We start from the raw sequence: 25,854 nt of genomic DNA on the forward strand, positions 1-25,854 counted from the left end.
TACTTGCAATTGCTTCCTGGGGGCAGCAGAGTGTTCTCCGAGGGGTGGGGCCGGGCCGTTCAGCCTCCCCGCCGAGAAGTTCCGGACGTGCCCAGGTGCGCCGGGAGTCCTCCGTCCGAGCTGATCGTCTTCCCAACCGGCGCCCGCCGGGACATCGGCCCGCCCACCCCGCACAGAGACCCCCTACGAGGCGTCGGCGAGCGGCGCGGCTCCAGCACGCCGACGCGGCGGCCTGCCGGCTGTGGCGGTGGATGCAGCGGCCGGGGTGATGCTCCGGGGGTGGCTCGCGAAGGCGGGAATTGAGAGCCTATGTCGTAAATGTCCTATCCGATCGTCATATCTTGACGATGTCTTAACGGCCCCCCTTAACGCTCCCGAAACGCCTCCGTACCGCTCGGAGCACGCTCCCCATAGCGGCTTCCACCTGCGGGAACACCCCGCCCAAAGGGCGCGTCCGGCGCTCGCGGTACTCCGCTCGGGCCCATGGACGGTCCGTTTTCCGCCCTTACGCTCGCCCATGTGTTCAACCTGCCCCAGGCGCTCAAGCGCCTAGTGATCGGCCGAGCCATGCGCAGCGAGGAGCTGGGCGAGACGCTGCTCCCCAAGCGGCTGGCGCTGCCGATCTTCGCTTCCGACCCGCTCTCCTCGGTCGCCTACGCGACCCAGGAGATCCTGCTGGTGCTCACCGTCGGTGGCACCGCCTTCCTGTACCTGACCCCGTGGGTCGCGGCCGGTGTGGTCGCGCTGATGGCGGTCGTGGTGATGTCCTACCGCCAGGTCGTCCACGCCTACCCGAGCGGCGGCGGCTCGTACGAGGTGGTGTCCCGCAACCTCGGTGCCAACTCGGGCCTGGTGGTGGCGGCTTCGCTGCTGGTCGACTACGTGATGACGGTCGCGGTGTCGGTGGCCTCGGGCGTCGACAACATCATCTCGGCGCTGCCCTCGCTGGCCGACCACCGGGTCGAACTGGCGGTCGCCTTCGTCGTGCTGCTCGCGGCGATGAACCTGCGCGGGGTCCGGGAGTCCGGCAAGGCCTTCGCCGCGCCGACGTACCTGTTCATCGGCGGCATGCTGCTGATGGTGGTCACCGGACTGGTCAAGGCGATCTTCGGGGACACCCCGGTGGCGGCCAGCGCCTCGTACGGGATCCTGCCCGTGGACGGCAAGGACACCCTGGCCGGCCTCGGTCTGCTGATGCTGGGCCTGCGGGCGTTCGCCTCCGGCTGCACGGCACTGACGGGCGTGGAGGCGATCTCCAACGGCGTACCGGCCTTCCGGGCGCCCAAGTCGAGGAACGCCGCCGCCACGATGGCCGTGATGGGCACCACGGCCGTGGTCATGTTCGTCGGCATCACCGCGCTGGCGCTGATGTCCAAGGTCCACATCGCCGACGACGCCTGCACGTTGACCGGCTTCGCGGGGGACTGCCACACCGCGCCGCAGCAGACCGTGATCGCCCAGCTGGCGGCCGCGATCTTCGGTGGCGACCGGAGCTTCCTCTTCTACTTCATCCAGGCCGTCACCGCGCTGGTGCTGATCCTGGCGGCCAACACCGCCTTCAACGGCTTCCCGCTGCTGGCCTCGATCCTGGCCGAACACCGCTACCTGCCCCGGCAGATGCACACTCGCGGCGACCGCCTCGCCTTCTCCAACGGCATCATCGCCCTCGCGGTGGTGGCCGGCGGGCTGCTCTGGCTGTACGAGGCGGACGTCACCAGCCTGATCCACCTCTACATCCTGGGCGTCTTCACCTCGTTCACGCTCTCCCAGATCGGCATGGTGAAGCACTGGAACCGGGTGCTGCGCACCGAGACCGAGCCGGGCGTGCGCGGCCCGGCCCAGCGCGCCCGGGTGATCAACGCCTTCGGCGCGGTCACCACCGCGCTGGTGCTGGTCATCGTGCTGCTCACCAAGTTCACCCAGGGCGCCTGGCTGGCCGTGGTCGCGGCGGTGGTGCTCTGGGTGATGATGCGGGGCATCCGCCGGCACTACGACCGCGTCGCCGAGGAACTGGCGGTGGACGACCCCGAGGCCGACTCGGTGCGCCCCTCCCAGGTGCACGGGATCGTGCTGGTCTCCAAGCTGCACAAGCCCACCCTGCGGGCGCTCGGCTACGCCGAGGCGTTCCGGCCGGACTCGCTGGAGGCGCTGACCGTGGCGGTGGAGCGGGAGGCCACCGGCGAACTGGAGCGGCAGTGGGGCGAACTGGACGTCCGGGTGCCGCTGAAGGTGCTGGACTCGCCGTACCGGGAGATCACCAAGCCGGTGGTGGCGTACGTGCGCGAGTACCGCCGGACCAGCCCCCGGGACGCGGTGGCCGTCTTCATCCCCGAGTACGTGGTCGGGCGCTGGTGGGAGCACCTACTGCACAACCAGTCGGCGCTCTGGCTGAAGAGCAGGCTGCTCTTCACCCCGGGCGTGATGGTGATCAGCGTGCCGTGGCAGCTGACCTCCTCCAGCAAGGCGCACCACCCGTCCCGCCGGGCCCCCGGCGCGGTCCGCCGCGGCGAGCCGGCGACGCGGTCGGAGTACGAGCGGCTGCCGGCGCCCGAGAACGCCTGAGGCGCCGCCGCCGAGAGCCCCGGACCACGCGGTCCGGGGCTCTCGGCGTATCCGCGCGGCCGTCCCGAGGGACGCCCGGCAGTGCGACGGGCGAGGCGTGAAGGGCAGCGCGGGGAGTCACCGTATGGAGCCCGTCAACAATCGGACGGGCGCCGTATGGAGGACGTCAAGAACGGCGGTAGCGGTCCGTAGGCGCGGTTGGCTGGCGAGGCCGGCCCACCGCCGGTGCCGCGTCGACCGCCCGCAGGGGCCGGGCCGCGGCCACCTCCGAACCACTGTGGTGGAGCCCATGTCCGATCTCATCCACGTCGGTGTCACGGTCGCCGTGTTCGCCGTCATCGCCCTGATCGCGCGGGGGGTGGAGAAGCTGTGAGCGCCGAGAACGTCGCAGGTCTCATCGTGGCCGTCGCCCTCGTCGGCTACCTCGTCGTCGCGCTGATCTACCCGGAGAAGTTCTGACATGGGTTCCGTTCTCGCGGGCTGGTCGCAGGTCGTCGCCCTGGTGGGCGCGCTGGCCCTGTGCTACCGGCCCCTGGGCGACTACGTCGCCCGGATCCTGACCACGTCCAAGCACCTCAGAGCGGAGCGCGGCCTGTACAAGGTCGTCGGGGTGGACGGCGACGCCGACCAGCGCTGGCCGGTCTACCTGCGCTCGGTGCTAGCCTTCTCGGCCGTCTCGGTGCTCTTCCTCTACGGCCTGATCCGGCTCCAGGGACACCTGCTGCTGAGCCTCGGGGTCCCGCAGATGTCGGGGCACCAGGCGTGGAACACCGCGATCTCCTTCACCGCCAACACCAACTGGCAGTCCTACAGCGGCGAGTCCGCGATGGGGCACCTGGCGCAGATGGCGGGCCTGGCGGTGCAGAACTTCGTCTCCGCCGCCGTCGGCATCGCCGTGGTGGCCGCGCTGATCCGGGGCTTCACCCGCAACCGGACGGACCGGGTGGGCAACTTCTGGGTCGACCTGACCCGGATCACGCTGCGGCTGCTGCTGCCGGTCTCGATCGTCTTCGCGCTGGTCCTGGTGGCGAACGGGGTGGTGCAGAACTTCCACGGGTTCCACGAGGTGACCACCCTGGCGGGCGACCCGCAGGCGGTCCCGGGCGGGGCGGTGGCCTCGCAGGAGGTCATCAAGCTGCTGGGCACCAACGGCGGCGGCTTCTACAACGCCAACTCGGCGCACCCGTTCGAGAACCCCACCGGGTTCACCAACCTGCTGCAGGTCTTCCTGATCCTGCTGATCCCGTTCGCGCTGCCGCGCGCCTTCGGGAAGATGGTGGGCGACCACCGGCAGGGCTACGCGATCGTCGCGGTGATGGGCCTGTTCTGGGTGGCCTCGGTCGCGCTGATCACCCTCTCCGAGGCCCGGCACTCCGGTACCGCGATGCAGGCGGCCGGCGGCGCGATGGAGGGCAAGGAGCAGCGGTTCGGCATCGCGGCGTCCAGCCTGTTCGCGGCCTCGACGACGCTCACCTCGACCGGCGCGGTGAACTCCTTCCACGACTCGTACTCGCCGTTCGGCGGCGGGCTGACGATGTTCAACATGATGCTGGGCGAGATCGCGCCCGGCGGCACCGGCTCGGGCCTGTACGGGATGCTGGTGCTGGCGGTCGTCGCGGTCTTCGTGGCCGGGCTGATGGTCGGCCGCACCCCGGAGTACCTGGGCAAGAAGCTGGGCGGGCGGGAGATGAAGTTCGCCTCGCTCTACATCCTGACCACGCCGACGCTGGTGCTGGTCGGCACCGGGGTGGCGATGGCGCTGCCCGGTGAGCGGGCCGGGATGCTCAACTCCGGTGCGCACGGCTTCTCCGAGGTGCTGTACGCGTTCACCTCCGGCGCGAACAACAACGGTTCGGCGTTCGCCGGGATCACGGTGAACACCGACTGGTACGACACCGCGATCGGACTGGCGATGGTGTTCGGCCGGTTCCTGCCGATGGTCTTCGTCCTGGCGCTGGCCGGCTCGCTCGCGAGCCAGCAGCCCGTCCCCGCCACCCCGGGCACCCTGCCCACCCACAAGCCGCTGTTCGTGGGCCTGCTGTCGGGCGTCGTCCTGATCGTCGTCGGTCTCACCTACTTCCCGGCCCTGGCTCTCGGGCCGATCGCGGAAGGTCTCTCCTGATGTCCTCCACCCTTACCGACAAGCCGGCCGCGCAGCCGCAGGCGCCCGCGGCGGCGCCGCACAGGGTCTCCGGCGGACTGCTGGACCCGAAGCTGATCGTCTCGTCGCTGCCCGACGCGGTGAAGAAGCTCGACCCCCGGGTGATGGTCAGGAACCCGGTGATGTTCGTGGTCGAGGTCGGCTCGGTCGTGACCACGATCGCCGCGATCGCCGACCCGTCCGTCTTCGCCTGGTCGATCACCGTCTGGCTCTGGCTGACCACCGTCTTCGCCAACCTGGCCGAGGCGGTGGCCGAGGGCCGCGGGAAGGCGCAGGCGGACACCCTGCGCAAGACCAAGACGGACACCATGGCCCGCCGGCTCACCGACTGGCCGGCGAGCCGGGCCGAGGAGGAGGTGCCGGGGACGGCGCTGTGCCTGGGCGACCACGTGGTGGTCGAGGCCGGGCAGATCATCCCCGGCGACGGCGACGTCGTCGAGGGGGTCGCCTCGGTGGACGAGTCGGCGATCACGGGCGAGTCCGCGCCGGTGATCCGCGAGTCGGGCGGTGACCGCAGCGCGGTCACCGGCGGCACCAAGGTGCTGTCCGACCGGATCGTGGTGAAGATCGCCTCCGAGCCCGGCAAGTCGTTCATCGACCGGATGATCGCCCTGGTCGAGGGCGCGGCCCGGCAGAAGACGCCGAACGAGATCGCGCTCAACATCCTGCTGGCCTCGCTGACGATCGTCTTCCTGGTCGCGGTCGTCACGCTCCAGCCGATGGCCACCTACGCGGGTGCGCCGCAGTCGATGATCGTGCTGGTGGCGCTGATCGTGGCGCTCATCCCGACCACCATCGGCGCGCTGCTCTCGGCGATCGGCATCGCGGGCATGGACCGGCTGGTCCAGCGCAACGTGCTGGCGATGTCCGGCCGGGCCGTCGAGGCCGCCGGCGACGTGAACACCCTGCTGCTCGACAAGACCGGCACCATCACCCTCGGCAACCGCCAGGCCGCCGAGTTCCTCTCCGCCACGGGCGTCTCCACCGAGCGGCTCGCGGACGCCGCCCAGCTGTCGTCCCTCGCGGACGAGACTCCGGAGGGCCGCTCGATCGTCGTTCTCGCCAAGACCGGCTACGGCCTGCGGGCCCGCGCCCAGGGCGAGTTGACGCACGCCACCTGGGTGCCGTTCACCGCGCAGACCCGGATGTCCGGCGTCGACCTGGACGAGGCCGACGGGGTCCACCAGATCCGCAAGGGCGCGGCCGCCGCGGTCACCCACTGGGTCACCGGCCACGGCGGCACGGTCACCGACGAGGTCTCCGCCCTGGTCGACGGCATCGCCGCGGCCGGCGGCACACCGCTGGTGGTGGCGACGCGCACGGCCTCGGCCCCGGCCCGGGTGCTGGGCGTCATCCACCTCAAGGACGTGGTCAAGGAGGGCATGCGGGAGCGGTTCGACGAGCTGCGCCGGATGGGCATCAAGACCATCATGATCACCGGCGACAACCCGCTGACCGCCAGGGCGATCGCGGAGGAGGCGGGCGTGGACGACTTCCTCGCCGAGGCCACCCCCGAGGACAAGATGGCCCTGATCAAGAAGGAGCAGGCGGGCGGCAAGCTGGTCGCGATGACCGGCGACGGCACCAACGACGCCCCCGCCCTCGCCCAGGCCGATGTCGGCGTCGCGATGAACACCGGGACCATGGCGGCCAAGGAGGCCGGCAACATGGTCGACCTGGACTCCAACCCCACCAAGCTGATCGAGATCGTCGAGATCGGCAAGCAGCTCCTGATCACCCGCGGCGCGCTCACCACCTTCTCGATCGCCAACGACGTCGCGAAGTACTTCGCGATCATCCCGGCGATGTTCGCGGCGGTCTACCCGGGCCTGGACAGGCTCAACATCATGGGCCTGCACAGCCCGCAGTCCGCGATCACCTCGGCGATCGTCTTCAACGCCCTGGTCATCGTCGGCCTGATCCCGCTCGCCCTGCGCGGGGTCAAGTACCGCCCGTCGGACGCGAGTTCCCTACTGCGCCGCAACCTCGGGGTCTACGGCTTCGGCGGTCTGGTCGTCCCCTTCGTCGGGATCAAGCTGATCGACCTCGTCGTCCAGTTCGTCCCCGGCCTGAGCTGAGAGAGGAGAACCCAGATGTCCAAGCCCCTGCCCACCACCGTGCGCACGCACCTCACCGCACTGCGGATGCTGCTGGTGATGACGGTGATCCTCGGCCTCGCCTACCCGCTGCTGGTCACCGGCATCGGCCAGGTCGCCTTCGCCGACAAGGCCGACGGCTCGATCGTGAGGGCCGACGGCAAGGAGGTCGGCTCCAGCCTGCTGGGCCAGACCTTCGACCTGCCCAAGCGGAACCCCGGCGACGAGAACGAGGCGGCCCGGCCGGACCCGAAGTGGTTCCAGCCCCGGCCCTCCGCCGGCGGGTACGACCCGAAGAGCTCCGGCGCCTCCAACCTGGGCCCGAACAGCGAGGACCTCGCCAAGGCGATCGAGGACCGCCGCGCCGCGGTCGCCGCGTTCGACGGCGTCGACCCGGCGAAGGTGCCGGTGGACGCGGTCACCGCCTCCGGCTCGGGCCTCGACCCGCACATCTCGGTCGCCTACGCCGAGGAGCAGGCCGCCCGGGTCGCCGGGGCCCGGAACCTGCCGGTGGAGACGGTGGAGAAGCTGATCGACAGGTACACCGAGGGCCGCTCGCTGGGCTTCCTCGGCCAGCCGGGAGTCAACGTCGTCCTCCTCAACACGGCTCTGGCGCACCAGAAGTGACGGACAGGCAGGCAGCACCGTGAGACAGGCCGACCCGGGCCGGGGCACCACCCCGCGCCCGGGTCGGCCGCCGTACGTCCCGACCCCCGTACGAAGACGAAAGCACCACGCCCCGACCCCCGTACGAAGACGAAAGACGCAATTCCCGACCCCCGTACGAAGACGAAAGAGCAGCGCCCATGGCCCGCGACCTCGCCCCCGGCACCGGCCCCCGCCGCGGCCGGCTGAGGGTGTACCTCGGTTCCGCCCCCGGTGTCGGCAAGACCTACCGGATGCTGGACGAGGCCAGGCGCAGACAGGACCGCGGCGCGGAGGTGGTGGTCGGCTACATCGAGTGCCACGGCCGCCGCCACACCGAGGCCATGCTCGACGGCCTGGACGTCGCTCCCCGGGCCCGACGGTCCTACCGGGACGCCGAGTTCGAGGAGATGGACCTCGACGCGCTGCTCGCCCGCCGCCCCTCCCTGGTGCTGGTGGACGAGCTCGCGCACACCAACGTCCCCGGCGGCCGGCACGCCAAGCGCTGGCAGGACGTCGAGGAGCTGCTGGCCGCCGGGATCGACGTCATCACCACCGTCAACGTCCAGCACCTGGAATCGCTGAACGACGTCGTCCAGAAGATCACCGGCATCCCCCAGCGCGAGACCGTCCCGGACGAGGTGGTCCGCCGGGCCGACCAGATCGAACTCGTCGACATGGCTCCCCAGGCGCTGCGCCGCCGGATGGCTCACGGCAACGTCTACCGGGCGGAGAAAGTGGACGCCGCGCTCTCGAACTACTTCCGGGTCGGCAACCTCACCGCCCTGCGCGAGCTCGCCCTGCTCTGGGTGGCCGGGCGGGTCGACGAGGGGCTGCGCGACTACCGGGCCAGCCACCGCATCGACCGCGTCTGGGAGGCCCGCGAGCGGGTGGTGGTCGCCCTCACCGGCGGCCCCGAGGGCGAGACGCTGATCCGCCGCGCCGCCCGGATCGCCGACCGCACGGCGGGCGGCGACCTGCTCGCCGTGCACGTCACCCGCAGCGACGGCCTGGCCGGGGCGTCCTCGGGGGCGCTCGCCCAGCAGCGGCAGCTGGTGGAGGCGCTGGGCGGCGGCTACCACGTGGTGGTCGGCGACGACATCCCCACCGCGCTGCTGGCCTTCGCCCGCGCCCACGACGCCACCCAGCTCGTCCTCGGCACCAGCCGGCGCGGCCGGATCGCCCGGCTCCTCACCGGCCCCGGCATCGGCGAGACCACCGTGGACGCCTCCGAGGACATCGACGTCCACATGGTCACCCACGCGTTCACCGGCCGCGGCCGGCTGCCCCCGCTCGGCCGCCGCCACTCCAGGCGCCGCACCGTCGCCGGCTACGCCGCCGGACTCGTGCTGCCCTGGCTGCTGACGGCCGGCCTCTCGCAGTCCCACGGCACCGTCAACCTGACCACCGACGCGCTGATCTTCCAGCTGGGCGTGGTCGTCGTCGCCCTGCTCGGCGGCGCCACCTCGGCCCTGCTGGCCTCCCTCGTCGCCTCGCTGCTGCTGAACTACTTCTTCATCCCGCCCCTGCACACCCTGACCATCGGCGAGACCAACAACCTCGTCGCCCTGCTGGTGTTCGCCGCCGTCGCGCTCACCGTCTCCACCGTGGTCGACCACGCGGGCCGGCTCACCACCCGGGCCGCCCGGGCCACCGCCGAGGCCGAGACCCTCTCCACCCTGGCCGGCAGCGTGCTGCGCGGCGCCGACGCCCTGCCCGCCCTGCTGGAGAAGTCCCGGACGGCCTTCGGGATGGACTCCGTCGCCCTGCTGGAACGCACCGGCGGCGCGGTGCTGGCCCGCTGCGACGGCGAGGGCGGGCCCGCCGGGCCCGGCGAGACCACCGAGGTCCCGGTCGGCGCCGACGCCCTGCTGGCGCTCACCGGCCGCCGGCTGCCCGCCGCCGACCAGCGCGTCCTCACCGCGTTCGCCGCCCACGTGGCCGCCGCGCTGGAACGCGACCGGCTCGCCGTGGTGGCCGCCGAGGTCGAACCGATCAGGGCCGCCGACCGGATGCGCACCGCCCTGCTCGCCGCCGTCAGCCACGACCTGCGCACCCCGCTGGCCGCCGCGCTGGCCTCGGTCGGCTCGCTGCGCAGCCCCGACGTCGAGTTCTCCGCCGAGGACCGGGCCGAACTCCTGGCCACCGCCGACGAGTCCCTGGTCAAGCTCACCCGGCTGGTGGACAACCTGCTCGACATGAGCCGCCTCCAGGCCGGGGCCCTCACCCTCCACCTCGCCGAGACCCACCTGGACGAGATCCTGCCCCGGGCCCTGGACACCCTCCCCGACCCGTACGCGCCGGTACGGCCGCTCGACCTCACGTTCGACATCGAGGAGGGCGTCCCGGCCGTCCTGGTCGACCCGCCGCTGCTGGAGCGCGTCCTGGCCAACGTCATCGCCAACGCCCTGCGCCACACCGCCCCCGGCACCCCGGTCCTGGTCGCCGCCAGCCACCTCGGCGACCGGGTCGAGGTCAGGGTGATCGACCGCGGCCCCGGCATCGCCGCCGAGGACCGCGACCGCGTCTTCCTGCCCTTCCAGCGCCTCGGCGACACCGACAACACCACCGGCGTCGGCCTCGGCCTCGCCCTCTCCCGCGGCCTCGCCGAGGCCATGGGCGGCGGCCTGGAGGTCGAGGACACCCCCGGGGGCGGCACCACCATGCTGCTCACCCTGCCCGCCGCCCACCCGGGAGGAGCGCCCGCATGAGCGAGATCCTGATCGTCGACGACGAACCGGCGCTGCTGCGCACCCTGCGGATCAACCTGAGCGCCCGCCGGTACGCCGTCCGGACGGCCGCCAGCGGTGGCGAGGCCCTGGACCGCGCCGCCCGGACCTCGCCCGACGCCGTCCTGCTCGACCTGGGCCTGCCCGACCTGGACGGCCTGGATGTCATCCGGGGCCTGCGCAGCCGCAGCGCCGTACCGATCATCGTGCTCTCCGGCCGCACCGGCGCGGCCGACAAGGTGGGCGCCCTGGACGCCGGCGCCGACGACTACCTCACCAAGCCGTTCCTGATGGAGGAACTGCTGGCCCGGCTGCGCGCCGTCCTGCGCCGTCCACCGGGCGGCCCGGCCCCGGCCGCGCGGGTGATCGGCGCCCACACCGTGGACCTCGCCGCCACCACCGTGACCGGCCCGGACGGCCCGGTCCGGCTCACCCCCACCGAGTGGCGGATCCTGGCGCTGCTGCTCGCCGACCCCGGCCGCCTGGTGCCCGGCCGGCGGATCCTGCGCGAGGTCTGGGGCCCGGCGCAGGAGGGGCGCGGCAACTACCTGCGGGTCTACCTGGCGGGGCTGCGCCGCAAGCTGGAACGCGATCCGGCCCGGCCGCGCCACCTGATCACCGAGCCCGGTCTCGGCTACCGGTACGAGCCCTGACGCCGGGACGGCGGCGGCCCCCCCGACGGCCGCGCGTCAACGGAGCGTCAAGGGTGGGCCGCCGGGCGACAGGAGGGCGTCAGGACGGCCGGCCGGGGCGGTCGGCGGGCGTAGCGTCGTCGGTGAGCGAGCGGCCCTGCTCCATGTGGGGGATGCCGGGACCGCTCCGCCGTCTCGGCGGCCGACCGGTGGGGGAGGGGCGCGCGCCCAACGACGCGCGCCCCTGTCACCCGCTCGGCCCTGCTCAGCTGCCCCGGTCGGGCCTGCTCAGCTGCCCTGGTCGGGCCGCCGCCGGCCCGCCGCTCAGCCCCCGCCCGCGCTCCCCGACTGCCGCGGCAGCGCCAGCGCCACCGTGTCGGCGAACTCCCGCACGGCACTGGTCCGGCTGACGATCCGCCCGCTGTGCACCACCAGCCGGCTGTGCCCGCCCGCGAGCGCCCCCGCCAGGCTGTCCCCGCGCACCGCCAGCAGCTCCGCCGGGAACCCGGCGTCCACCCGGACCGGCGGCAGCCCGAGCGCCGCCCGGGCCTGGTTGGCCACCGCGTCGTACGCCTCCTCCACGTCCAGCACCCCGCTCGCCGCCAGCAGGTAGGCGGCCTCCAGCGGATCGGCCCGGCCCACCGGGTTGGCCGGGTCCCGCAGCGAGCCGCTGCCGGCCGAGAGCGGTACCCGGGCCTGCGCCAGCTCCCGCGGCAGCCCCGGCCGCATCCCGGCCGCCCGGCCCTCCAGACCGCTGCAGCCGCCGTTCTGCGGCAGGCAGACCACCCGGACGCCGCTGCTGGCCAGCACCGCCGGCCCGCCCGGCGCCAGCGCGCCGCACGGGCCGAGCACCACCCGGGGCCGCAGCGGGGCGAGCGCGCTCGCCAGCCGGGCCAGCTGCGCCGCGTCGGCCCCGGTGGTGTGCAGGTCCACCGGGCAGTCCGCCTCCCGGGCGGCCTCCAGCAGCACCTGGACGTACCCGGCCGGGTCAGGGTCCAGCTCCGGACAGCCGCCGGCCGCGGTGGCGCCGAGCTTGAGCGCGTCGCGCAGCTGGGCCCGGCCGTCCGCGCCGGCCAGACCGGTGAGCAGCCGGGGCATCGCGACCGCCTGCAGCTCCGCCAGGCCGCGCAGCGCCTGCCGGGCGGTGAGCACCGCCTCCAGCCGGCGCAGCCCGTGCACGTCGCCGATCCGGACGTGGGTGCGCTGCGCGGTGGCGCCGTAGCCCAGCGAGGTGAGCGCGGCCTCGGTGACCCGGCGGGTCAGGTCGCCGGAGGTCTCCGGCGGCGGTGCGGGCAGCGCGGCCGAGAAGGCGACGTCGTAGTGGGCGTGCGCCTCGGCGGGGGCCGGCAGCAGCAGATAGCCCTTGAGGTCGATCCGGGCCCCGGTGGTCGTGGTGGGGGCACCGGGCAGGGCCGGCAGCGGGCCGAGGCTGCCGGTGGTGCCGACGGCCTGGATCCGGTCGCCGCTGATCCGTACGTCCACCACCCGGCCGTCGGCGAGCCGGGCGTCGGTGAGCAGCAGGACGGGGCCGTGCCCCAGCGGGTTGGCGGCCGGCCCGGACCCGGGGTGGGGCCCGTCGGAGGGTGCGCTGTCCATCGCCCGGTTCCTCCCTCGCGCCGGCCGGTGCGGATCCCCGGCCCGTCCCGATCAATGAGCGACGAGCCTATGGCGCGGGGGCGCGGGGTGCGGGGACGCGGGCAATAGTCGTATCGGGTCGGGCCGCGCCCCACCGGGGCCGATCGAACGCCCTGCCTTCGATCGCTCGCCCGTGCACCTCGCCCACCTGCGGTCTTCGCGCCGGGATACGGATTTCACCTCTGGGCGCGGAACGTGTAATCTCTTCCTCGTTCGCCCCTATAGCTCAGTCGGTAGAGCGTCTCCATGGTAAGGAGAAGGTCTGCGGTTCGATTCCGCATGGGGGCTCTGGTGAGAGGGAGTCAGCTTCGGCTGTGCTCCGGATCACTGTGGCGGTGTAGCTCAGTTGGTAGAGCAAGCGGCTCATAATCGCTGTGTCACCGGTTCAAGTCCGGTCACCGCTACCCCGCGTAGTCGGTCGGGAGATCGCACTCCCGGTCGGCTACTCTTGTTGTGTTCTTATTCAATGTCCAAGGAAGGCACTCCCGTGGCTGCCACCGATGTCCGCCCGAAGATCACGCTGGCCTGCGTGGAGTGCAAGGAGCGGAACTACATCACCAAGAAGAACCGGCGTAACGACCCGGACCGTCTTGAGATGAAGAAGCACTGCCCCCGCTGCAACTCGCACACCGCGCACCGCGAGACCCGCTGACCCTGTCGCGTGTCCGCGGGCCTGTGTGATCACAGGTCTACGACTCCGGGCCGTACCCCTCACAGGGTGCGGCCCGGAGTCTTTTCGTCATTCACCGCGCTCTTGAGGAGCTGCCATGGCACTCGACCCCTCCTTCATCGGGCGGACGTACCCGCCCACCGAGCCGTACGAGGTCGGCCGGGAGAAGATCCGCGAGTTCGCCGTCGCCGTGGGCGACGCCAACCCGGCGTACACCGACCCGGAGGCGGCCAAGGCGTTCGGCCACCCGGACGTCATCGCCCCGCCGACCTTCCCGTTCGTGCTCACCTACCGGGCCGCCGGCCAGGTGGTGGAGGACCCGCAGCTGGGCCTGGACTACAGCCGCGTGGTGCACGGTGACCAGAAGTTCGTCTACACCCGCCCGGTGCGGGCCGGTGACCGGCTCTCCGTCGCGGTGACCATCGACAACATCAAGTCGCTCGCGGGCAACGACGTGCTCACGGTGCGCGGCGAGGTGACGGACGCGACCGGCGAGCACGTGGTGACGTCGGTCATGACCCTGGTGGCCCGGGCCGCCGACGAGGCGGGGGAGTAACACCATGGCGATCAGCTACGACGAGGTCGCGGTCGGCACCGAGCTGCCGGCGCGGTCCTTCCCCGTGACGCGCGCCACGCTGGTGCAGTACGCGGGCGCCTCCGGGGACTTCAACCCGATCCACTGGAACGAGAAGTTCGCGCTGGAGGTCGGCCTGCCCGACGTCATCGCGCACGGCATGTTCACCATGGCCGAGGCGGTCCGGGTGGTCACCGACTGGGTCGGCGACCCGGGCGCGGTGGTCGAGTACGGCGTGCGCTTCACCCGGCCGGTGACGGTGCCCAACGACGGCGTCGGCTCCGTGATCGAGGTGACCGGCAAGGTCGCCAAGCTGCTGGACGACCGGAAGGTGCAGGTCGACCTGCTGGCGACCTTCGGCGGCCTGAAGGTGCTGGGCATGTCCCGCGCCGTCGTCCGGCTGGCCTGAGCGCCCGGAGCCCGCGCATCCGGAGCCCGAGCGCCCGGCGGGGAGGGGCGGACCGGCCCCTCCCCGTACGCTGGGGGCGTGCTGGTAGAACTCGACGCCCCCCTCGCCCCGCTGACCACCCTGCGGCTCGGCGGTCCCGCCCGCCGGCTGGTGACCGCGCAGACCGACGAGGACGTGATCGCCACCGTCCGGAAGGCCGACGCGGCCGGCGAGCCGCTGCTGGTCCTCGGCGGCGGCTCCAACCTGGTGATCGGCGACGCCGGCTTCGCCGGGACGGTGCTGCGGATCGCCACCACCGGCTTCGTGCTGGACGGCACCGCCCTGGAGCTCGCGGCCGGCGAGGTGTGGGCCGACGCGGTGACCAGGACCGTGCTGGAGCACGGCCTGGCCGGGATCGAGTTCCTGGCCGGGATCCCCGGCTCGGCCGGTGCCACCCCGGTCCAGAACGTGGGCGCGTACGGCCAGGAGGTCGCCCAGTCGATCACCGAGGTGGTCGCCTACGACCGCCGGACCGACCGGGTGGTCACCCTCACCAACGCCGAGTGCGGCTTCTCCTACCGGCACAGCCGCTTCAAGGCCGACCCGGACCGCTACGTCGTGCTCCGGGTCCGCTTCGGCCTGGAGGACGCCGGCGGGCTCTCCACCCCGGTCGCCTACGCCGAGACGGCCCGGCACCTGGGCGTGCTGCCGGGCGAGCGGGTCGACCTCACCACCGCCTGGAACGCCGTGCTGACGCTGCGCGCGGGCAAGGGCATGGTGCTCGACGCGGCCGACCACGACACCTGGTCGGCGGGCTCCTTCTTCACCAACCCGGTGCTGACCGCCGAGCAGTACGCCGCCTTCCTGGCGCTGGCGGCCGCGCGCGAGCTCACCGCCCCCGCCTACCCGGCGCCGGACGGCCGGACCAAGACCTCGGCGGCCTGGCTGATCGACAAGGCCGGCTTCGGCAAGGGGTACGGCAGCGGCCCGGCCACCCTCTCCACCAAGCACACCCTGGCCCTGACCAACCGCGGCGCGGCCACCGCCGAGGACCTGCTGGCGCTGGCCCGCGAGATCCGCGACGGCGTCCGGTCGGCGTTCGGCGTGGAGCTGGTCAACGAGCCGGTGATGGTGGGCGTCGAGCTCTAGCCGGCGGCGCGGCCCGGGTGCCGGTCGGCCGGGAAGCCCCGGGCGGCCGCCACCCCCGGGGTGGTGCCGTCCCCGAGCCAGCCGTCGATGTCCGCCAGCAGCTCCTTGCGGACGCTGTCCGGCGCGCGTGAGCCGCGCACCGACTGGCGGGCCAGCTCGGCGAGTTCGGCGTCGGAGAAGCCGAGCACGTCGCGGGCCAGCTCGTACTGGGCGGCCAGCCGGGTGCCGAACAGCAGTGGGTCGTCGGCGCCCAGCGCCAGCGGGACGCCCGCGTCGAACAGCCGCCGCAGCGGGACGTCCTCGGCCCGCTCGTAGACGCCCAGCGAGACGTTGGAGGACGGGCAGACCTCGCAGGTGACCTGCCGGTCGGCCAGCCGCTGCATCAGCCGGGGGTCCTCGGCGGCCCGGACGCCGTGGCCGATCCGGCCGGCGCCCAGGTCGTCCAGGCAGTCCCGGACCGACTCGGGCCCGGCCAGTTCGCCGCCGTGCGGGGCGGCCAGCAGCCCGCCCTTGCGGGCGATGTCGAAGGCCCGGTCGAAGTCCCGGGCGAGGCCGCGCCGTTCGTCGTTGGAGAGGCCGAAGCCGACCACGCCCCGGTCGGTGTAGCGGACGGCCAGCCGGGCCAGCGTCCGGGCGTCCATCGGGGACTTCATCCGGTTGGCCGCGACCAGCACCCGGATCCCGACGCCGGTCGCCCCGGCGGCCTGCTCCACCGCGTCCAGGATCAGTTCGAGGGCGGGGATCAGACCGCCCAGCCGGGGCGCGTACGAGGTCGGGTCGACCTGGATCTCCAGCCAGCGCGAGCCGTCCCGCCGCTCGTCCTCGGCGGTCTCCAGCACCAGGCGGCGGATGTCGGACTCGTCGCGCAGCACCGAGCGGGCGGTGTCGTAGAGGCGCTGGAAGCGGAACCAGCCGCGTTCGTCGGTGGCCCGCAGCCTGGGCGGCTCGGCGGAGCTGAGCGCCTCCGGCAGCCGGACGCCGTGCTTGTCGGCCAGCTCCAGCAGGGTGGCGGGGCGCATCGAGCCGGTGAAGTGCAGGTGCAGGTGGGCCTTGGGGAGGTCCCTGACGTCTCGCGGATTCAGCAGGCGTTCCATTCGCCGATACTGCCGTATCGGGCCCCGATACGGGAACCGCCCCCTTCCCGTCCCCCGAAGGGGTGAAAAGGGGGCGGTCCGCGGTGGAGCGGGACGGTCGGGACCGTCAGGCGGTGGCCTCGGCGAGCAGCTTCTGCATCCGGCCGACGCCCTCGACCAGGTCGGCGTCGCCGAGCGCGTAGGAGAGCCGCAGGTAGCCCGGGGTGCCGAAGGCCTCGCCGGGGACGACCGCGACCTCGACCTCGTCCAGGATCAGCGCGGCCAGCTCGGCGGAGCTCTGCGGACGGGTGCCGCGGATCTCCTTGCCCAGCAGGCCCTTGACCGACGGGTAGACGTAGAACGCGCCCTCGGGCTCGGGGCAGAGGACGCCCTCGATCTCGTTCAGCATCTTCACGATGGTCCTGCGGCGCCGGTCGAAGGCGGTGCGCATCTCGTGCACGGCGGCGAGGTCACCGCTGACGGCGGCGAGCGCGGCGCGCTGCGCGACGTTGGAGACGTTCGAGGTGGCGTGCGACTGCAGGTTGGTCGCGGCCTTGACGACGTCCTTGGGGGCGATCAGCCAGCCCACCCGCCAGCCGGTCATGGCGTAGGTCTTGGCCACGCCGTTGACCACGATGGTCTTGTCCGCGAGCTCGGGCAGCAGGGCCGGCAGCGAGGTGAACTTCGCGTCGCCGTAGACCAGGTGCTCGTAGATCTCGTCGGTCAGCACCCAGAGGCCGTGCTCCAGGGCCCACTCGCCGATGGCCCGGGCCTCGGCCTCGGTGTAGACCGCGCCGGTCGGGTTGGACGGCGAGACGAAGAGCACCACCTTGGTGTTCTCGGTGCGGGCGGCCTCCAGCTGCTCGACCGAGACCTTGTAGCCGGTGGTCTCGTCGGCCACGACCTCCACCGGCACACCGCCGGCCAGCTGCACCGACTCCGGGTAGGTGGTCCAGTACGGGGCCGGGACGATGACCTCGTCGCCCGGGTCGAGGATCGCGGCGAAGGCCTCGTAGATCGCCTGCTTGCCGCCGTTGGTCACCAGCACCTGGGAGGCGTCCACCTGGTAGCCGGAGTCGCGCAGCGTCTTGGCGGCGATCGCGGCCTTCAGCTCCGGCAGGCCGCCGGCCGGGGTGTAGCGGTGGTTCTTCGGGTCGCGGCAGGCCTCGACGGCGGCTTCGACGATGTAGTCCGGGGTGGGGAAGTCCGGCTCGCCGGCGCCGAAGCCGATGACCGGCCGGCCGGCCGCCTTGAGGGCCTTGGCCTTGGCGTCCACGGCGAGGGTCGCGGACTCGGCGATCGCGCCGATCCGGGCGGAGACCCGGCGGTCGGCGGGGCGGACGGAACTGTCGGGCTGCGGGGTGGAAGCGCTCATGCCTGCATGGTCGCAGAACCGGGACGGACCGGGCATGGGGGTTTCACCATATGTACGGGCTCGTCCGGATGGTGGCCCGGAGCGGGGCCGGTCCGTGGTCGTCAGGTGGCCGGTTCGGTGGTCGGACGTGAAAGAAGAGGTTCGACCAAACGCCTCTCGACCACGTACACTCACTCCTCGACGGCCACCGAGAAGCCACGCTTCCACCGCCTGTGCATGCAGCGGCGGGAGATGCGGTAGGTTGGTGGTCGCTACAGGGGCCGAGAGGCACCGTAGGGCAATAGCTCAATTGGTAGAGCACCGGTCTCCAAAACCGGCGGTTGGGGGTTCAAGTCCCTCTTGCCCTGCTGCTTGATCCGTATTCAGCCCGTTCGCTCCACAGAGCGAGCGGGCTTGATGCGGAGAGGGCTCCGAACAGCACCGCTTTAGCCGGCCGCTCGTGCCCTCTCGGGCACGCAGGTGATGCTCGGCAGGACCCGGATTCAGGTGAGGACGAGTGACGGAGACCACGGGCTCCACCGCAACGCCTGAGAGCGGCAACCCCGAGGGTGCCGACGGCGCTGACGAGACCACGCCTGCCGAGGGCGGGGACGAGGGGCAGTCGCGCCGCGACCGCAAGCGGGCGGGCCGCGCGGACAAGAAGTCCGGCAAGCGTGCCAAGAAGGGCGCCTTCGCCCGGCTCGCGCTGTTCTACCGCCAGATCATCGCGGAGCTGCGCAAGGTCGTCTGGCCCTCCCGCAACGAGCTGGTCAACTACACCACCGTGGTGGTCGTGTTCGTCGTGGTCGTGATGGCGTTCGTCGCCGGCCTCGACTACGGCTTCTCGAAGCTCAGCCTCTGGGTCTTCGGCTGACCGAGCGGTCCCACCTTCGAAACAGCTTCCCGACCCGGGCCGATTCTTCGGCCCGGGTCGAGCTGTCGGCGCCGGACGTACGAGGCCGCTACCGTTGACTCGGTACTGTTGAAGTCTCCGAGTCATCTCCTGGCGCCCGCGTGAAGCAGCGGCGCCGGAAAGGTCCCGGAGCGCGCCACCTTCACCATCTCCAGGAAAGAAGCAGCCACCGTGTCTGAGTCCCCCCTGTACGACGCCGACGAGACCGTCCGCGAGGCGGATGTCGCCGCCGAGCTGGACGCGGCCGAGCTGGCTGACGAAGCCGAGGCCGCCGAGCAGATCGTGGACGCCGCGGACAGCGACGAGGACGAGGTCGCGGCGGACGACGAGGCCGAGGCCGGCGAGCCCGCCGAGGAGGCCGCGCTGCACGCGGAGTCCGCCGAGGAGCTCGACGCCGAGGACACCGAGGCCGCCGAGGACCAGGACGAGGACGAGGCGGCGGACGAGGCCGGCGCCGAGGCGGAGGCCGAGGAGGAAGCCGCCGAGGAGGCCGTCGAGGTCGACCCGGTCGCCAAGTTCCGCGAGGACCTGCGCTTCATGCCCGGCGAGTGGTACGTGATCCACACCTACGCCGGCTACGAGAACCGGGTGAAGCAGAACCTGGAGCAGCGCGCGGTCTCCCTCAACGTCGAGGAGTACATCTTCCAGGCCGAGGTGCCGCAGGAGGAGGTCGTCCAGATCAAGAACGGCGACCGCAAGACCATCCGCCAGAACAAGCTCCCCGGCTACGTGCTGGTGCGCATGGACCTCACCCCGGAGTCCTGGGGCGTCGTGCGCAACACCCCCGGTGTCACCGGCTTCGTCGGCAACGCCTACGACCCGTACCCGCTGACGCTGGACGAGGTCGTCAAGATGCTCGCCCCCGACGTCGAGCGCCAGGCGGCCAAGGACGCCGGCAAGCCGTCGCCGGTCAAGCCCAGCGAGATCCAGGTCCTGGACTTCGAGGTCGGCGACTCGGTCACCGTCACCGACGGCCCCTTCGCCACCCTCCAGGCGACGATCAACGAGATCAACCCGGACTCGAAGAAGGTCAAGGGCCTGGTCGAGATCTTCGGCCGGGAGACCCCGGTCGAGCTCTCCTTCGACCAGATCCAGAAGAACTAGTACGGCCGCGGGGACTCGGACGAGTCCTCGGCGTCGGGGCGGGGCTTCGGCCCCGCCCCGAAGTCGTTTTGGTCCAGCGGCGCATCCGCGTTAGCCTGGTCCGATGTGTGTGCTGGCGGCTGGGTGTCGCCCCGGTTCCGCACGCACCAGCAATCACCTCTCGGAAGGACCCGGAGAGAAATGCCTCCCAAGAAGAAGAAGGTCACGGGGCTTATCAAGCTCCAGATCAACGCCGGTGCGGCCAACCCGGCGCCGCCGGTCGGCCCCGCGCTGGGTCAGCACGGCGTCAACATCATGGAGTTCTGCAAGGCCTACAACGCCGCGACCGAGTCGCAGCGCGGCATGATCGTGCCGGTGGAGATCACGGTCTACGACGACCGTTCCTTCACCTTCATCACGAAGACGCCGCCGGCCGCGCGCCTCATCCTGAAGGCCGCGGGCGTGGACAAGGGTTCGGCCGAGCCGCACAAGACCAAGGTCGCCAAGCTCACGGCCGCCCAGGTCCGCGAGATCGCCACGGTCAAGCTCCCCGACCTGAACGCCAACGACCTGGACGCCGCGTCCAAGATCATCGCCGGCACCGCCCGGTCGATGGGCATCACGGTCGAGGGCTGATCACCCTTCTCGTCCTTGTGGTAGGGCCTGCGCGGCCCGTCCATACCACGACTCCATTCCCCATTCAGGAGCAGCAGTGAAGCGCAGCAAGGCTCTGAAGGCCGCGGACGCACAGGTCGACCGCGAGCGCCTTTACGCCCCCCTCGAGGCCATCCGCCTCGCCAAGGCGACCAGCACCACCAAGTTCGACGGCACCGTCGAGGTCGCCATGCGTCTGGGCGTCGACCCGCGCAAGGCCGACCAGATGGTCCGCAGCACCGTGATCCTCCCGCACGGCACCGGTAAGACCGCTCGGGTCCTGGTCTTCGCGACCGGCGAGCGTGCCGAGGCCGCGCGTGCTGCGGGCGCCGACATCGTCGGCTCCGACGAGCTCATCGACGAGGTCGCCAAGGGCCGCCTCGACTTCGACGCAGTCGTCGCCACCCCGGACCTCATGGGCAAGGTCGGCCGCCTGGGCCGCGTGCTCGGTCCCCGTGGCCTGATGCCGAACCCGAAGACCGGCACCGTGACCCCGGACGTGGCCAAGGCCGTGAACGAGATCAAGGGCGGCAAGATCGAGTTCCGCGTCGACAAGCACTCGAACCTGCACTTCATCATCGGTAAGGCCTCCTTCACCGACGAGCAGCTGGTCGAGAACTACGCCGCCGCGCTGGACGAGGTGCTCCGCGCCAAGCCGTCCGCCGCCAAGGGTCGCTACATCAAGAAGACCGCGATCAGCACCACGATCGGCCCCGGCATCCTGGTGGACCCGAACCGCACCCGCAACCTCCTGGTCGAGGAGGACCCGGCCTCCGTCTGAGCCCTGAGCTCCGACCGGTAGCCGCGTCCTGGGCGCAGCAGTAGTCCGCACGACGGGCCCGTACCCCCTCGGGGGTGCGGGCCCGTCGTCGTGTCCGGATCGAGATCCCGGCGGTGGGGAACTCCCGGTCGGCTCGTCGTACGCTCGGCCGGTCCGATCATCTGATCGATGCCCGACCGAAGCCGACCGCCGGAGTGTGCCGTGCCGCCCGCCCTTCGCCCCGCCGCCTGGGGGGCGGCCCTCCTGGTGCTCGCCAGCGGTCTGACGGCGTGCAGCCTGCTGGCGGTCTCGGGGGACCGCACGCCGCTGGGCACACCCGCGACGGTCCGCCCGCCCAAGCAGGTGCTGCTCTCGGCCACCCAGACGCTGGACGACACCGGCGGCGCGCGGGTGCGGACGGTCGAGGAGGGCCCGGCCGGGCGGCGCACCGCCGCCGGCACCGTGGTCTGGGGCCCCCGGGACGCGGCCGAGCTGACCGTCACCGACGAGCGGGGCACCGGCCGGCTGCGCAGCCAGGACGGCACGGTCGACCTCGGGTACGAGGGGGCGGCGCCGCTGCGGGCCGAGCGGGCCGAGGCCGAGTCGCTCGACCCGCGGGCCGCCCCGGGCGTTGGCGGCTACGCGGGCGGCTGGATGACCGGGCTGATATCCAACCCGGGCGACTCGGCGCACACCATGGCACTGGCCGGCCGGCTCACCTCGCTCGGCGGGGAGGAGCTCGCCGGCACCACCGTGGCGCACTACCAGGGGAGCGCGCCGGTGGCCGAGTACTTCGCCGCGGACCAGGGCCTCACCCCCGAGCGGCTCGCGGTGGTCCTCGGCTACTACCGGGAGCACGGCGTGACCGCCATCGGGTACGACGCCTGGATCGCGCCCGGCGACCGCCTGCTGCGGCTGCGCGCCACCGCTGTGGGCAGCGCCGGAACCGTGGTCACCACGACGGACGTCTCCGAGCTCGGGACGGGCACCGAGAGCCCGGCCCCCGCGGGCTAGGCGGCGCCACCGCACGCGGTGGGGAAGGCGCCCGGTGATCCATTAGAGTCCGCTGGGTATTTTCTGATGATCAGGTCTTTGGGGGGCTCCTTATGCGCGTTCTGCGCCATGCGTGCGTCACGGTCGCGGCGACCGTCCTGGCCGCCGGGCTGGCGGCCTGCGGCAGCGACGGTACGACCGGCACCAAGGCGGCCGGTGACGCCGTCGCCGGCGCCGCGGCGGGACTCGACCCGCGCGCGGCGCTGGCCGCCTCGGCCGTGGTGATGCAGCGGGCCGGCAACGGCTCGCTCGCGCTGACCGCGGAGGCCGGCCCGATGGCCGGTACCGCCGAATGGCAGCAGCGGACCGTCGTCGACGTCGCGGCCAAGACCGAGTCGGGCACCAGGGCGAGGATCATCGGTGACGAGGTCTACCTCGGCGGCGGTCTGCAGACCACGGCCGTGCTGGGCGGGAAGCACTGGGCCAGGATCGAGCCGAAGGACCCGGTCGTCGGCTCGATGTCGGTGATGTTCCTGACCGTCGCGCAACTGACGAACCCGGTCCTCCAGTTGTCGGCGGCGGCCCAGGGCGGCAAGCTCACCAAGGTCGGCGCGGAGGCGGTCGGCGGGGTCCAGACCACCCACTACCGCGCCGTCGAGGAGGTCGCCAAGCTGGCCGACACCCTGAGCGCGCTCGGCGGCGACCAGCGCGCGGCCGTCCGCCAGACGCTCGACACCGGCGGCAGCACGCTGACCGTGGACTTCTGGATCAACGACAAGCAGGAGCTCGTCCAGCTCCGGGAGTACGGCGACAAGGGCGGCGAGTCCTCGGCCGTCACCGTCACCTACTCGGGCCTCGGCGCCGCGCCCAAGATCGAGGCGCCGGCCGCGGGCGACGTCGGCAAGGGGGCCGACTTCGCCAAGCTCTTCCGCAGCTGACCCCACCGGGCGCCGGCGACACCGCCCGGCGGGCCGAGGGGGTCGCCGCGGGTCGGTCCGGTCCCTGGTGGCAAGGTGGCTGGAACAGCACGGCCGGTCCACGGCGGCCGGGGACGGGGCGGCCCGCAGCGGGACCGCCGCAGTGGTGACCGGACGGAAGGAGAGGGGGCATGGCGGTGCGGCAGCGACTGGCGGCCATCACGGCCGCGGTGCTCCTGGCGAGCGGTCTCACCGCGTGCGGCAGCGGCGGGGGCGCCTCGCCGGTGCCGTCCGGCACCCCGTCGCCGAGCACCGTCGCCGCGACCGGGCCGGCCAAGCCCACCGACCGGTCGCCGCACGGCGTCCTGCTCTCCGCCCAGCTCACCATGCAGACCGCCCGCCGGGCCAAGGTCAGCTACCGGCTGGGGGCGGACGCCGGCTCCGGCCCGCTGTTCTGGCAGCCGAAGACCGCGCTCCAGGTCAAACGTTCCACGTCGGCCGAGGCCGAGCAGCTGATCGTCGTGGACACCGTGGCGTACCAGGGCGGTGACGCGGCCACCGCGGCCCGGCAGGCCGGCCGGCACTGGGAGCGGTTCTCCGTGGCGCCGACCGCGGACGGCCACCGGGAGATCCCCTACGCCGGGCTGATCGACCTGCTGAACCCGGTCGAGGCGCTGGCCGCCGCGACCGCCGACGGGATCGAGGCGCAGTACCTCGGCGAGGAGAGGTTCGAGGACTCGGCGGTCGAGCACTTCCGGGTCACCACCGACGCCGAGCGCTACGCGGCCGCCCAGGTCCAGCTGGGCCAGGCCCGCCGGGACGGCCTGCGGGCCGCGCTGGCCCCCGGCGGCTCGGTCTCGCTGACCCTGGACCTGTGGCTGAACGACAAGGACCAGCTGGTCCGGCTGCAGCGCACGGGCACCGGGGCGAGCGGCCGGGCGGACGACGCGGTGCTCTACAGCGACTTCGCCGGCACCCTCTCGGTGCAGGCCCCGGCCGAGGCGGACACCGTGGACGTGGGCACCCGAAGCGTCTCCCCGCTGGCCCGCTGAGGGCCCCGGGTGGGCGATTTGCCCCGGACGGCCGAGTCCGGCTAGTGTTACCGAAGCCAAAGACCGCTGGTTGTCGCCGTGCACTCGCAAGGGGCGCGGGGACCGAAGGATCTGCGATTCGTCGCAGGCAGCCCGCGCAGGATTGTTTGGAGCTTGGACTTCCGGGACCCGCGTGTTCGCACGTGGAACCGTCGAGGTCGAACTGAGCCCCGTGCGCCTGCGCACCGGGGCTCATCTGCTTTTCCGCAGGAGCTTTCCTTCCGTCCGGTGGTCCGAGGTTCGAATGGTCGACTTTCGCGGTCGGCCTGACTTCGACATCACGGAAGGAGGCGTAAGCCTATGGCTAGGCCCGACAAGGCTGCCGCCGTCGCCGAGATCACGGAGCAGTTCCGTGCCTCGAACGCGGCCGTGCTGACCGAGTACCGCGGTCTGACGGTGAAGCAGGTTAAGACCCTGCGTCGCTCGCTGGGTGACAACGCCCAGTACGCCGTGGTGAAGAACACGCTGACCAAGATTGCGGCCAATGAGGCCGGGATCACGGAGCTCGACGACCTGTTCGCCGGTCCGACGGCTGTCGCCTTCGTCACCGGTGACCCGGTGGAGTCGGCGAAGGCTCTGCGTGACTTCGCCAAGGAGAACCCCGCTCTCATCATCAAGGGCGGTGTCCTTGACGGTAAGGCGCTGACCGCCGATGAGATCAAGAAGCTCGCGGACCTCGAGTCCCGCGAGGTGCTGCTCGCCAAGCTGGCCGGCGCGCTGAAGGGCAAGCAGTCCCAGGCTGCCGCGCTCTTCCAGGCCCTGCCGTCGAAGCTCGTCCGCACTGTGGACGCGCTGCGCGACAAGGTCGAGCAGGGCGGTGCCGGTACGCCGGCTCCCGCCGCCGAGGACGAGGCCGCGGAGTAATTCCGCAGGCTCACGCCTCGCTGCGGGCCCGTACGCCCGCCAACCCGTACATACGGCACCACCTGCCGAATTAGTGGAAGGACGCCAATCATGGCGAAGCTGACCCAGGACGAGCTGCTCGCGCAGTTCGAGGAGCTCACCCTCATCGAGCTCGCCGCCTTCGTGAAGGCGTTCGAGGAGAAGTTCGACGTCACCGCTGCCGCTCCGGTCGCCGTTGCCGCCGCCGGTGGCGCTGCCCCGGTCGAGGCTGTTGAGGAGCAGGACGAGTTCGACGTCATCCTCGACGGTGCCGGCGACAAGAAGATCCAGGTCATCAAGGAGGTGCGCACCCTGACCTCCCTCGGCCTGAAGGAGGCCAAGGACCTCGTTGACACCGCTGGTGCCAAGGTCCTGGAGAAGGTTGCCAAGGACGTTGCCGAGAAGGCCAAGGCTGCCCTCGAGGCCGCTGGCGCCAAGGTCACCGTCAAGTGACTCCTCCCCGGCCCTGAGGGCCGGGAGGCAGCCGCACGCCCTCACTGAGGGCGGAGGATGCCACGGGCCGGGCCGATCACCCTCGCGGGTGGTCGGCCCGGCCTTTTTCGCGTTCCCGGGCCCCGGGAGGGTCCGGACCGGGCGCCGGCGCCGGGGGGCCGGGCAGAGGCGTCCGGAGCGGGTCGCGGCGGCCCCGCGGCGGCCCCCGCGACCAGGCGGCACCGGAGTGGCCGAGAGCGCACTCGGCACCGTCGGTGCGGGCGGGTATGGTGATCGCTGTCATCGAGAGTGGCCCCCACCACGGCTTCTGTAACGCCGGGCGGGTCCAGGGCGATGGACGGGTCGAGGTCCGTGCCGGAGGCGGGCCCTTGACGAACCGGGCGCGGCGCGCGATTCTCGTGGCGCGAGTCCGCCCCGGTTGGTTCGCTGGTGGATGCATA

At 72.3% G+C, this 25,854-nt stretch carries 23 protein-coding genes and 3 tRNA genes; 23 read left to right on the plus strand and 3 right to left on the minus strand.

Annotation, left to right across the window (positions count from 1 at the left end):
* The first annotated feature begins 483 nt into the window (after nucleotides 1–483).
* From ACFWA9_RS01820 to ACFWA9_RS01850, 7 genes are all read left to right on the plus strand, one after another.
* Nucleotides 484–2,562 carry an APC family permease gene (locus ACFWA9_RS01820; protein WP_380382351.1) on the plus strand — a complete coding sequence of 693 codons (2,079 nt, stop codon included), beginning with the start codon at nucleotides 484–486 and terminating at the stop codon, nucleotides 2,560–2,562.
* A gap of 369 nt (nucleotides 2,563–2,931) precedes the next feature.
* On the plus strand, nucleotides 2,932–3,021 hold the full coding sequence (kdpF, locus tag ACFWA9_RS01825; RefSeq protein ID WP_238863773.1) for a K(+)-transporting ATPase subunit F: 90 nt from the start codon (nucleotides 2,932–2,934) through the stop codon (nucleotides 3,019–3,021).
* A gap of 1 nt (nucleotide 3,022) precedes the next feature.
* Nucleotides 3,023–4,684: a potassium-transporting ATPase subunit KdpA gene (gene kdpA, locus ACFWA9_RS01830; protein WP_352286306.1), complete on the plus strand. Its 1,662-nt coding sequence runs from the start codon at nucleotides 3,023–3,025 to the stop codon at nucleotides 4,682–4,684.
* Nucleotides 4,684–6,801, plus strand: coding sequence for a potassium-transporting ATPase subunit KdpB (gene kdpB / locus ACFWA9_RS01835; protein WP_380382353.1), 2,118 nt, complete (start codon nucleotides 4,684–4,686; stop codon nucleotides 6,799–6,801). Before kdpA ends, kdpB begins: the two co-directional genes overlap by 1 nt.
* A gap of 15 nt (nucleotides 6,802–6,816) precedes the next feature.
* Complete coding sequence (gene kdpC / locus ACFWA9_RS01840; protein ID WP_380382355.1) at nucleotides 6,817–7,446, plus strand: potassium-transporting ATPase subunit KdpC; 630 nt, start codon at nucleotides 6,817–6,819, stop codon at nucleotides 7,444–7,446.
* Nucleotides 7,447–7,625: 179 nt separating this feature from the next.
* Nucleotides 7,626–10,175, plus strand: coding sequence for an ATP-binding protein (locus ACFWA9_RS01845; protein ID WP_380382357.1), 2,550 nt, complete (start codon nucleotides 7,626–7,628; stop codon nucleotides 10,173–10,175).
* Nucleotides 10,172–10,846, plus strand: a complete 675-nt coding sequence (locus ACFWA9_RS01850; protein ID WP_352286313.1) for a response regulator — start codon at nucleotides 10,172–10,174, stop codon at nucleotides 10,844–10,846. Before ACFWA9_RS01845 ends, ACFWA9_RS01850 begins: the two co-directional genes overlap by 4 nt.
* A 303-nt stretch (nucleotides 10,847–11,149) precedes the next feature.
* Here ACFWA9_RS01850 and ACFWA9_RS01855 read toward each other — a convergent pair whose 3' ends face one another.
* Nucleotides 11,150–12,421 carry a hydrolase gene (locus ACFWA9_RS01855; protein ID WP_352286314.1) on the minus strand — a complete coding sequence of 424 codons (1,272 nt, stop codon included), beginning with the start codon at nucleotides 12,419–12,421 and terminating at the stop codon, nucleotides 11,150–11,152.
* A gap of 254 nt (nucleotides 12,422–12,675) precedes the next feature.
* On the opposite strand from ACFWA9_RS01855, the gene ACFWA9_RS01860 reads away from it, so the two are divergent.
* From ACFWA9_RS01860 to ACFWA9_RS01885, 6 genes are all read left to right on the plus strand, one after another.
* A tRNA-Thr gene (locus tag ACFWA9_RS01860) sits at nucleotides 12,676–12,748 on the plus strand.
* A gap of 43 nt (nucleotides 12,749–12,791) precedes the next feature.
* Nucleotides 12,792–12,864 (plus strand) — tRNA-Met (locus ACFWA9_RS01865).
* An 83-nt stretch (nucleotides 12,865–12,947) separates the two neighbouring features.
* Nucleotides 12,948–13,112 (plus strand): 50S ribosomal protein L33, encoded by a 165-nt coding sequence (rpmG, locus tag ACFWA9_RS01870; protein ID WP_006604855.1) that lies wholly within the window; start codon nucleotides 12,948–12,950, stop codon nucleotides 13,110–13,112.
* A 115-nt stretch (nucleotides 13,113–13,227) separates the two neighbouring features.
* Nucleotides 13,228–13,686, plus strand: coding sequence for a MaoC family dehydratase N-terminal domain-containing protein (locus tag ACFWA9_RS01875; RefSeq protein WP_329488179.1), 459 nt, complete (start codon nucleotides 13,228–13,230; stop codon nucleotides 13,684–13,686).
* Nucleotides 13,687–13,690: 4 nt separating this feature from the next.
* Nucleotides 13,691–14,113 carry a MaoC family dehydratase gene (locus ACFWA9_RS01880; RefSeq protein ID WP_329488178.1) on the plus strand — a complete coding sequence of 141 codons (423 nt, stop codon included), beginning with the start codon at nucleotides 13,691–13,693 and terminating at the stop codon, nucleotides 14,111–14,113.
* Nucleotides 14,114–14,194: 81 nt separating this feature from the next.
* Entirely contained in the window at nucleotides 14,195–15,241 is a 1,047-nt protein-coding gene (locus ACFWA9_RS01885; RefSeq protein ID WP_380382430.1) for a UDP-N-acetylmuramate dehydrogenase, read from the plus strand.
* On the opposite strand, the gene ACFWA9_RS01890 is transcribed toward ACFWA9_RS01885, so the two are convergent.
* Both ACFWA9_RS01890 and ACFWA9_RS01895 read right to left on the minus strand, forming a co-directional pair.
* Complete coding sequence (locus ACFWA9_RS01890; RefSeq protein ID WP_352286318.1) at nucleotides 15,238–16,335, minus strand: adenosine deaminase; 1,098 nt, start codon at nucleotides 16,333–16,335, stop codon at nucleotides 15,238–15,240. The two genes, ACFWA9_RS01885 and ACFWA9_RS01890, sit on opposite strands and share 4 nt — an antisense overlap.
* A 106-nt stretch (nucleotides 16,336–16,441) precedes the next feature.
* Nucleotides 16,442–17,689, minus strand: a complete 1,248-nt coding sequence (locus tag ACFWA9_RS01895) for a pyridoxal phosphate-dependent aminotransferase (RefSeq protein WP_352286320.1) — start codon at nucleotides 17,687–17,689, stop codon at nucleotides 16,442–16,444.
* Nucleotides 17,690–17,963: 274 nt separating this feature from the next.
* Here ACFWA9_RS01895 and ACFWA9_RS01900 point away from each other — a divergent pair.
* The 10 genes from ACFWA9_RS01900 (at nucleotide 17,964) to rplL (ending at nucleotide 25,414) form a co-directional block, all read left to right on the plus strand.
* Nucleotides 17,964–18,036 (plus strand) — tRNA-Trp (locus ACFWA9_RS01900).
* A 149-nt stretch (nucleotides 18,037–18,185) separates the two neighbouring features.
* Entirely contained in the window at nucleotides 18,186–18,542 is a 357-nt protein-coding gene (secE, locus tag ACFWA9_RS01905; RefSeq protein ID WP_329488174.1) for a preprotein translocase subunit SecE, read from the plus strand.
* A gap of 210 nt (nucleotides 18,543–18,752) precedes the next feature.
* Complete coding sequence (nusG, locus tag ACFWA9_RS01910) at nucleotides 18,753–19,685, plus strand: transcription termination/antitermination protein NusG (RefSeq protein ID WP_380382360.1); 933 nt, start codon at nucleotides 18,753–18,755, stop codon at nucleotides 19,683–19,685.
* Nucleotides 19,686–19,865: 180 nt separating this feature from the next.
* Nucleotides 19,866–20,300, plus strand: a complete 435-nt coding sequence (rplK, locus tag ACFWA9_RS01915) for a 50S ribosomal protein L11 (RefSeq protein WP_148644356.1) — start codon at nucleotides 19,866–19,868, stop codon at nucleotides 20,298–20,300.
* 76 nt (nucleotides 20,301–20,376) lie between these two features.
* Nucleotides 20,377–21,099, plus strand: coding sequence for a 50S ribosomal protein L1 (gene rplA / locus ACFWA9_RS01920; RefSeq protein ID WP_329488172.1), 723 nt, complete (start codon nucleotides 20,377–20,379; stop codon nucleotides 21,097–21,099).
* 168 nt (nucleotides 21,100–21,267) lie between these two features.
* Nucleotides 21,268–22,092: a hypothetical protein gene (locus ACFWA9_RS01925; RefSeq protein WP_380382363.1), complete on the plus strand. Its 825-nt coding sequence runs from the start codon at nucleotides 21,268–21,270 to the stop codon at nucleotides 22,090–22,092.
* A 92-nt stretch (nucleotides 22,093–22,184) separates the two neighbouring features.
* Nucleotides 22,185–23,009 (plus strand): hypothetical protein, encoded by an 825-nt coding sequence (locus tag ACFWA9_RS01930; RefSeq protein WP_380382365.1) that lies wholly within the window; start codon nucleotides 22,185–22,187, stop codon nucleotides 23,007–23,009.
* 170 nt (nucleotides 23,010–23,179) lie between these two features.
* Entirely contained in the window at nucleotides 23,180–24,040 is an 861-nt protein-coding gene (locus ACFWA9_RS01935; RefSeq protein ID WP_380382367.1) for a hypothetical protein, read from the plus strand.
* A 339-nt stretch (nucleotides 24,041–24,379) separates the two neighbouring features.
* Nucleotides 24,380–24,943, plus strand: a complete 564-nt coding sequence (gene rplJ, locus ACFWA9_RS01940) for a 50S ribosomal protein L10 (protein WP_359803449.1) — start codon at nucleotides 24,380–24,382, stop codon at nucleotides 24,941–24,943.
* A gap of 90 nt (nucleotides 24,944–25,033) precedes the next feature.
* Nucleotides 25,034–25,414, plus strand: coding sequence for a 50S ribosomal protein L7/L12 (rplL, locus tag ACFWA9_RS01945; RefSeq protein WP_329488166.1), 381 nt, complete (start codon nucleotides 25,034–25,036; stop codon nucleotides 25,412–25,414).
* The last annotated feature ends 440 nt before the right edge of the window (nucleotides 25,415–25,854 follow it).

The organism is Kitasatospora sp. NPDC059973 (assembly GCF_042737525.1).
GTDB lineage: Bacteria > Actinomycetota > Actinomycetes > Streptomycetales > Streptomycetaceae > Kitasatospora.

Bases quoted from the DNA above. Each gene is read 5' to 3' on its own strand.
- ACFWA9_RS01820 (WP_380382351.1), top strand. From the start codon at position 484: ATGGACGGTCCGTTTTCCGCCCTTACGCTCGCCCATGTGTTCAACCTG.
- kdpA (WP_352286306.1), top strand. From the start codon at position 3,023: ATGGGTTCCGTTCTCGCGGGCTGGTCGCAGGTCGTCGCCCTGGTGGGC.
- kdpB (WP_380382353.1), top strand. From the start codon at position 4,684: ATGTCCTCCACCCTTACCGACAAGCCGGCCGCGCAGCCGCAGGCGCCC.
- kdpC (WP_380382355.1), top strand. From the start codon at position 6,817: ATGTCCAAGCCCCTGCCCACCACCGTGCGCACGCACCTCACCGCACTG.
- ACFWA9_RS01845 (WP_380382357.1), top strand. From the start codon at position 7,626: ATGGCCCGCGACCTCGCCCCCGGCACCGGCCCCCGCCGCGGCCGGCTG.
- ACFWA9_RS01850 (WP_352286313.1), top strand. From the start codon at position 10,172: ATGAGCGAGATCCTGATCGTCGACGACGAACCGGCGCTGCTGCGCACC.
- ACFWA9_RS01855 (WP_352286314.1), bottom strand. From the start codon at position 12,421: ATGGACAGCGCACCCTCCGACGGGCCCCACCCCGGGTCCGGGCCGGCC.
- ACFWA9_RS01875 (WP_329488179.1), top strand. From the start codon at position 13,228: ATGGCACTCGACCCCTCCTTCATCGGGCGGACGTACCCGCCCACCGAG.
- ACFWA9_RS01880 (WP_329488178.1), top strand. From the start codon at position 13,691: ATGGCGATCAGCTACGACGAGGTCGCGGTCGGCACCGAGCTGCCGGCG.
- ACFWA9_RS01890 (WP_352286318.1), bottom strand. From the start codon at position 16,335: ATGGAACGCCTGCTGAATCCGCGAGACGTCAGGGACCTCCCCAAGGCC.
- ACFWA9_RS01895 (WP_352286320.1), bottom strand. From the start codon at position 17,689: ATGAGCGCTTCCACCCCGCAGCCCGACAGTTCCGTCCGCCCCGCCGAC.
- rplK (WP_148644356.1), top strand. From the start codon at position 19,866: ATGCCTCCCAAGAAGAAGAAGGTCACGGGGCTTATCAAGCTCCAGATC.
- ACFWA9_RS01925 (WP_380382363.1), top strand. From the start codon at position 21,268: ATGCCCGACCGAAGCCGACCGCCGGAGTGTGCCGTGCCGCCCGCCCTT.
- ACFWA9_RS01930 (WP_380382365.1), top strand. From the start codon at position 22,185: ATGCGCGTTCTGCGCCATGCGTGCGTCACGGTCGCGGCGACCGTCCTG.
- ACFWA9_RS01935 (WP_380382367.1), top strand. From the start codon at position 23,180: ATGGCGGTGCGGCAGCGACTGGCGGCCATCACGGCCGCGGTGCTCCTG.
- rplJ (WP_359803449.1), top strand. From the start codon at position 24,380: ATGGCTAGGCCCGACAAGGCTGCCGCCGTCGCCGAGATCACGGAGCAG.
- rplL (WP_329488166.1), top strand. From the start codon at position 25,034: ATGGCGAAGCTGACCCAGGACGAGCTGCTCGCGCAGTTCGAGGAGCTC.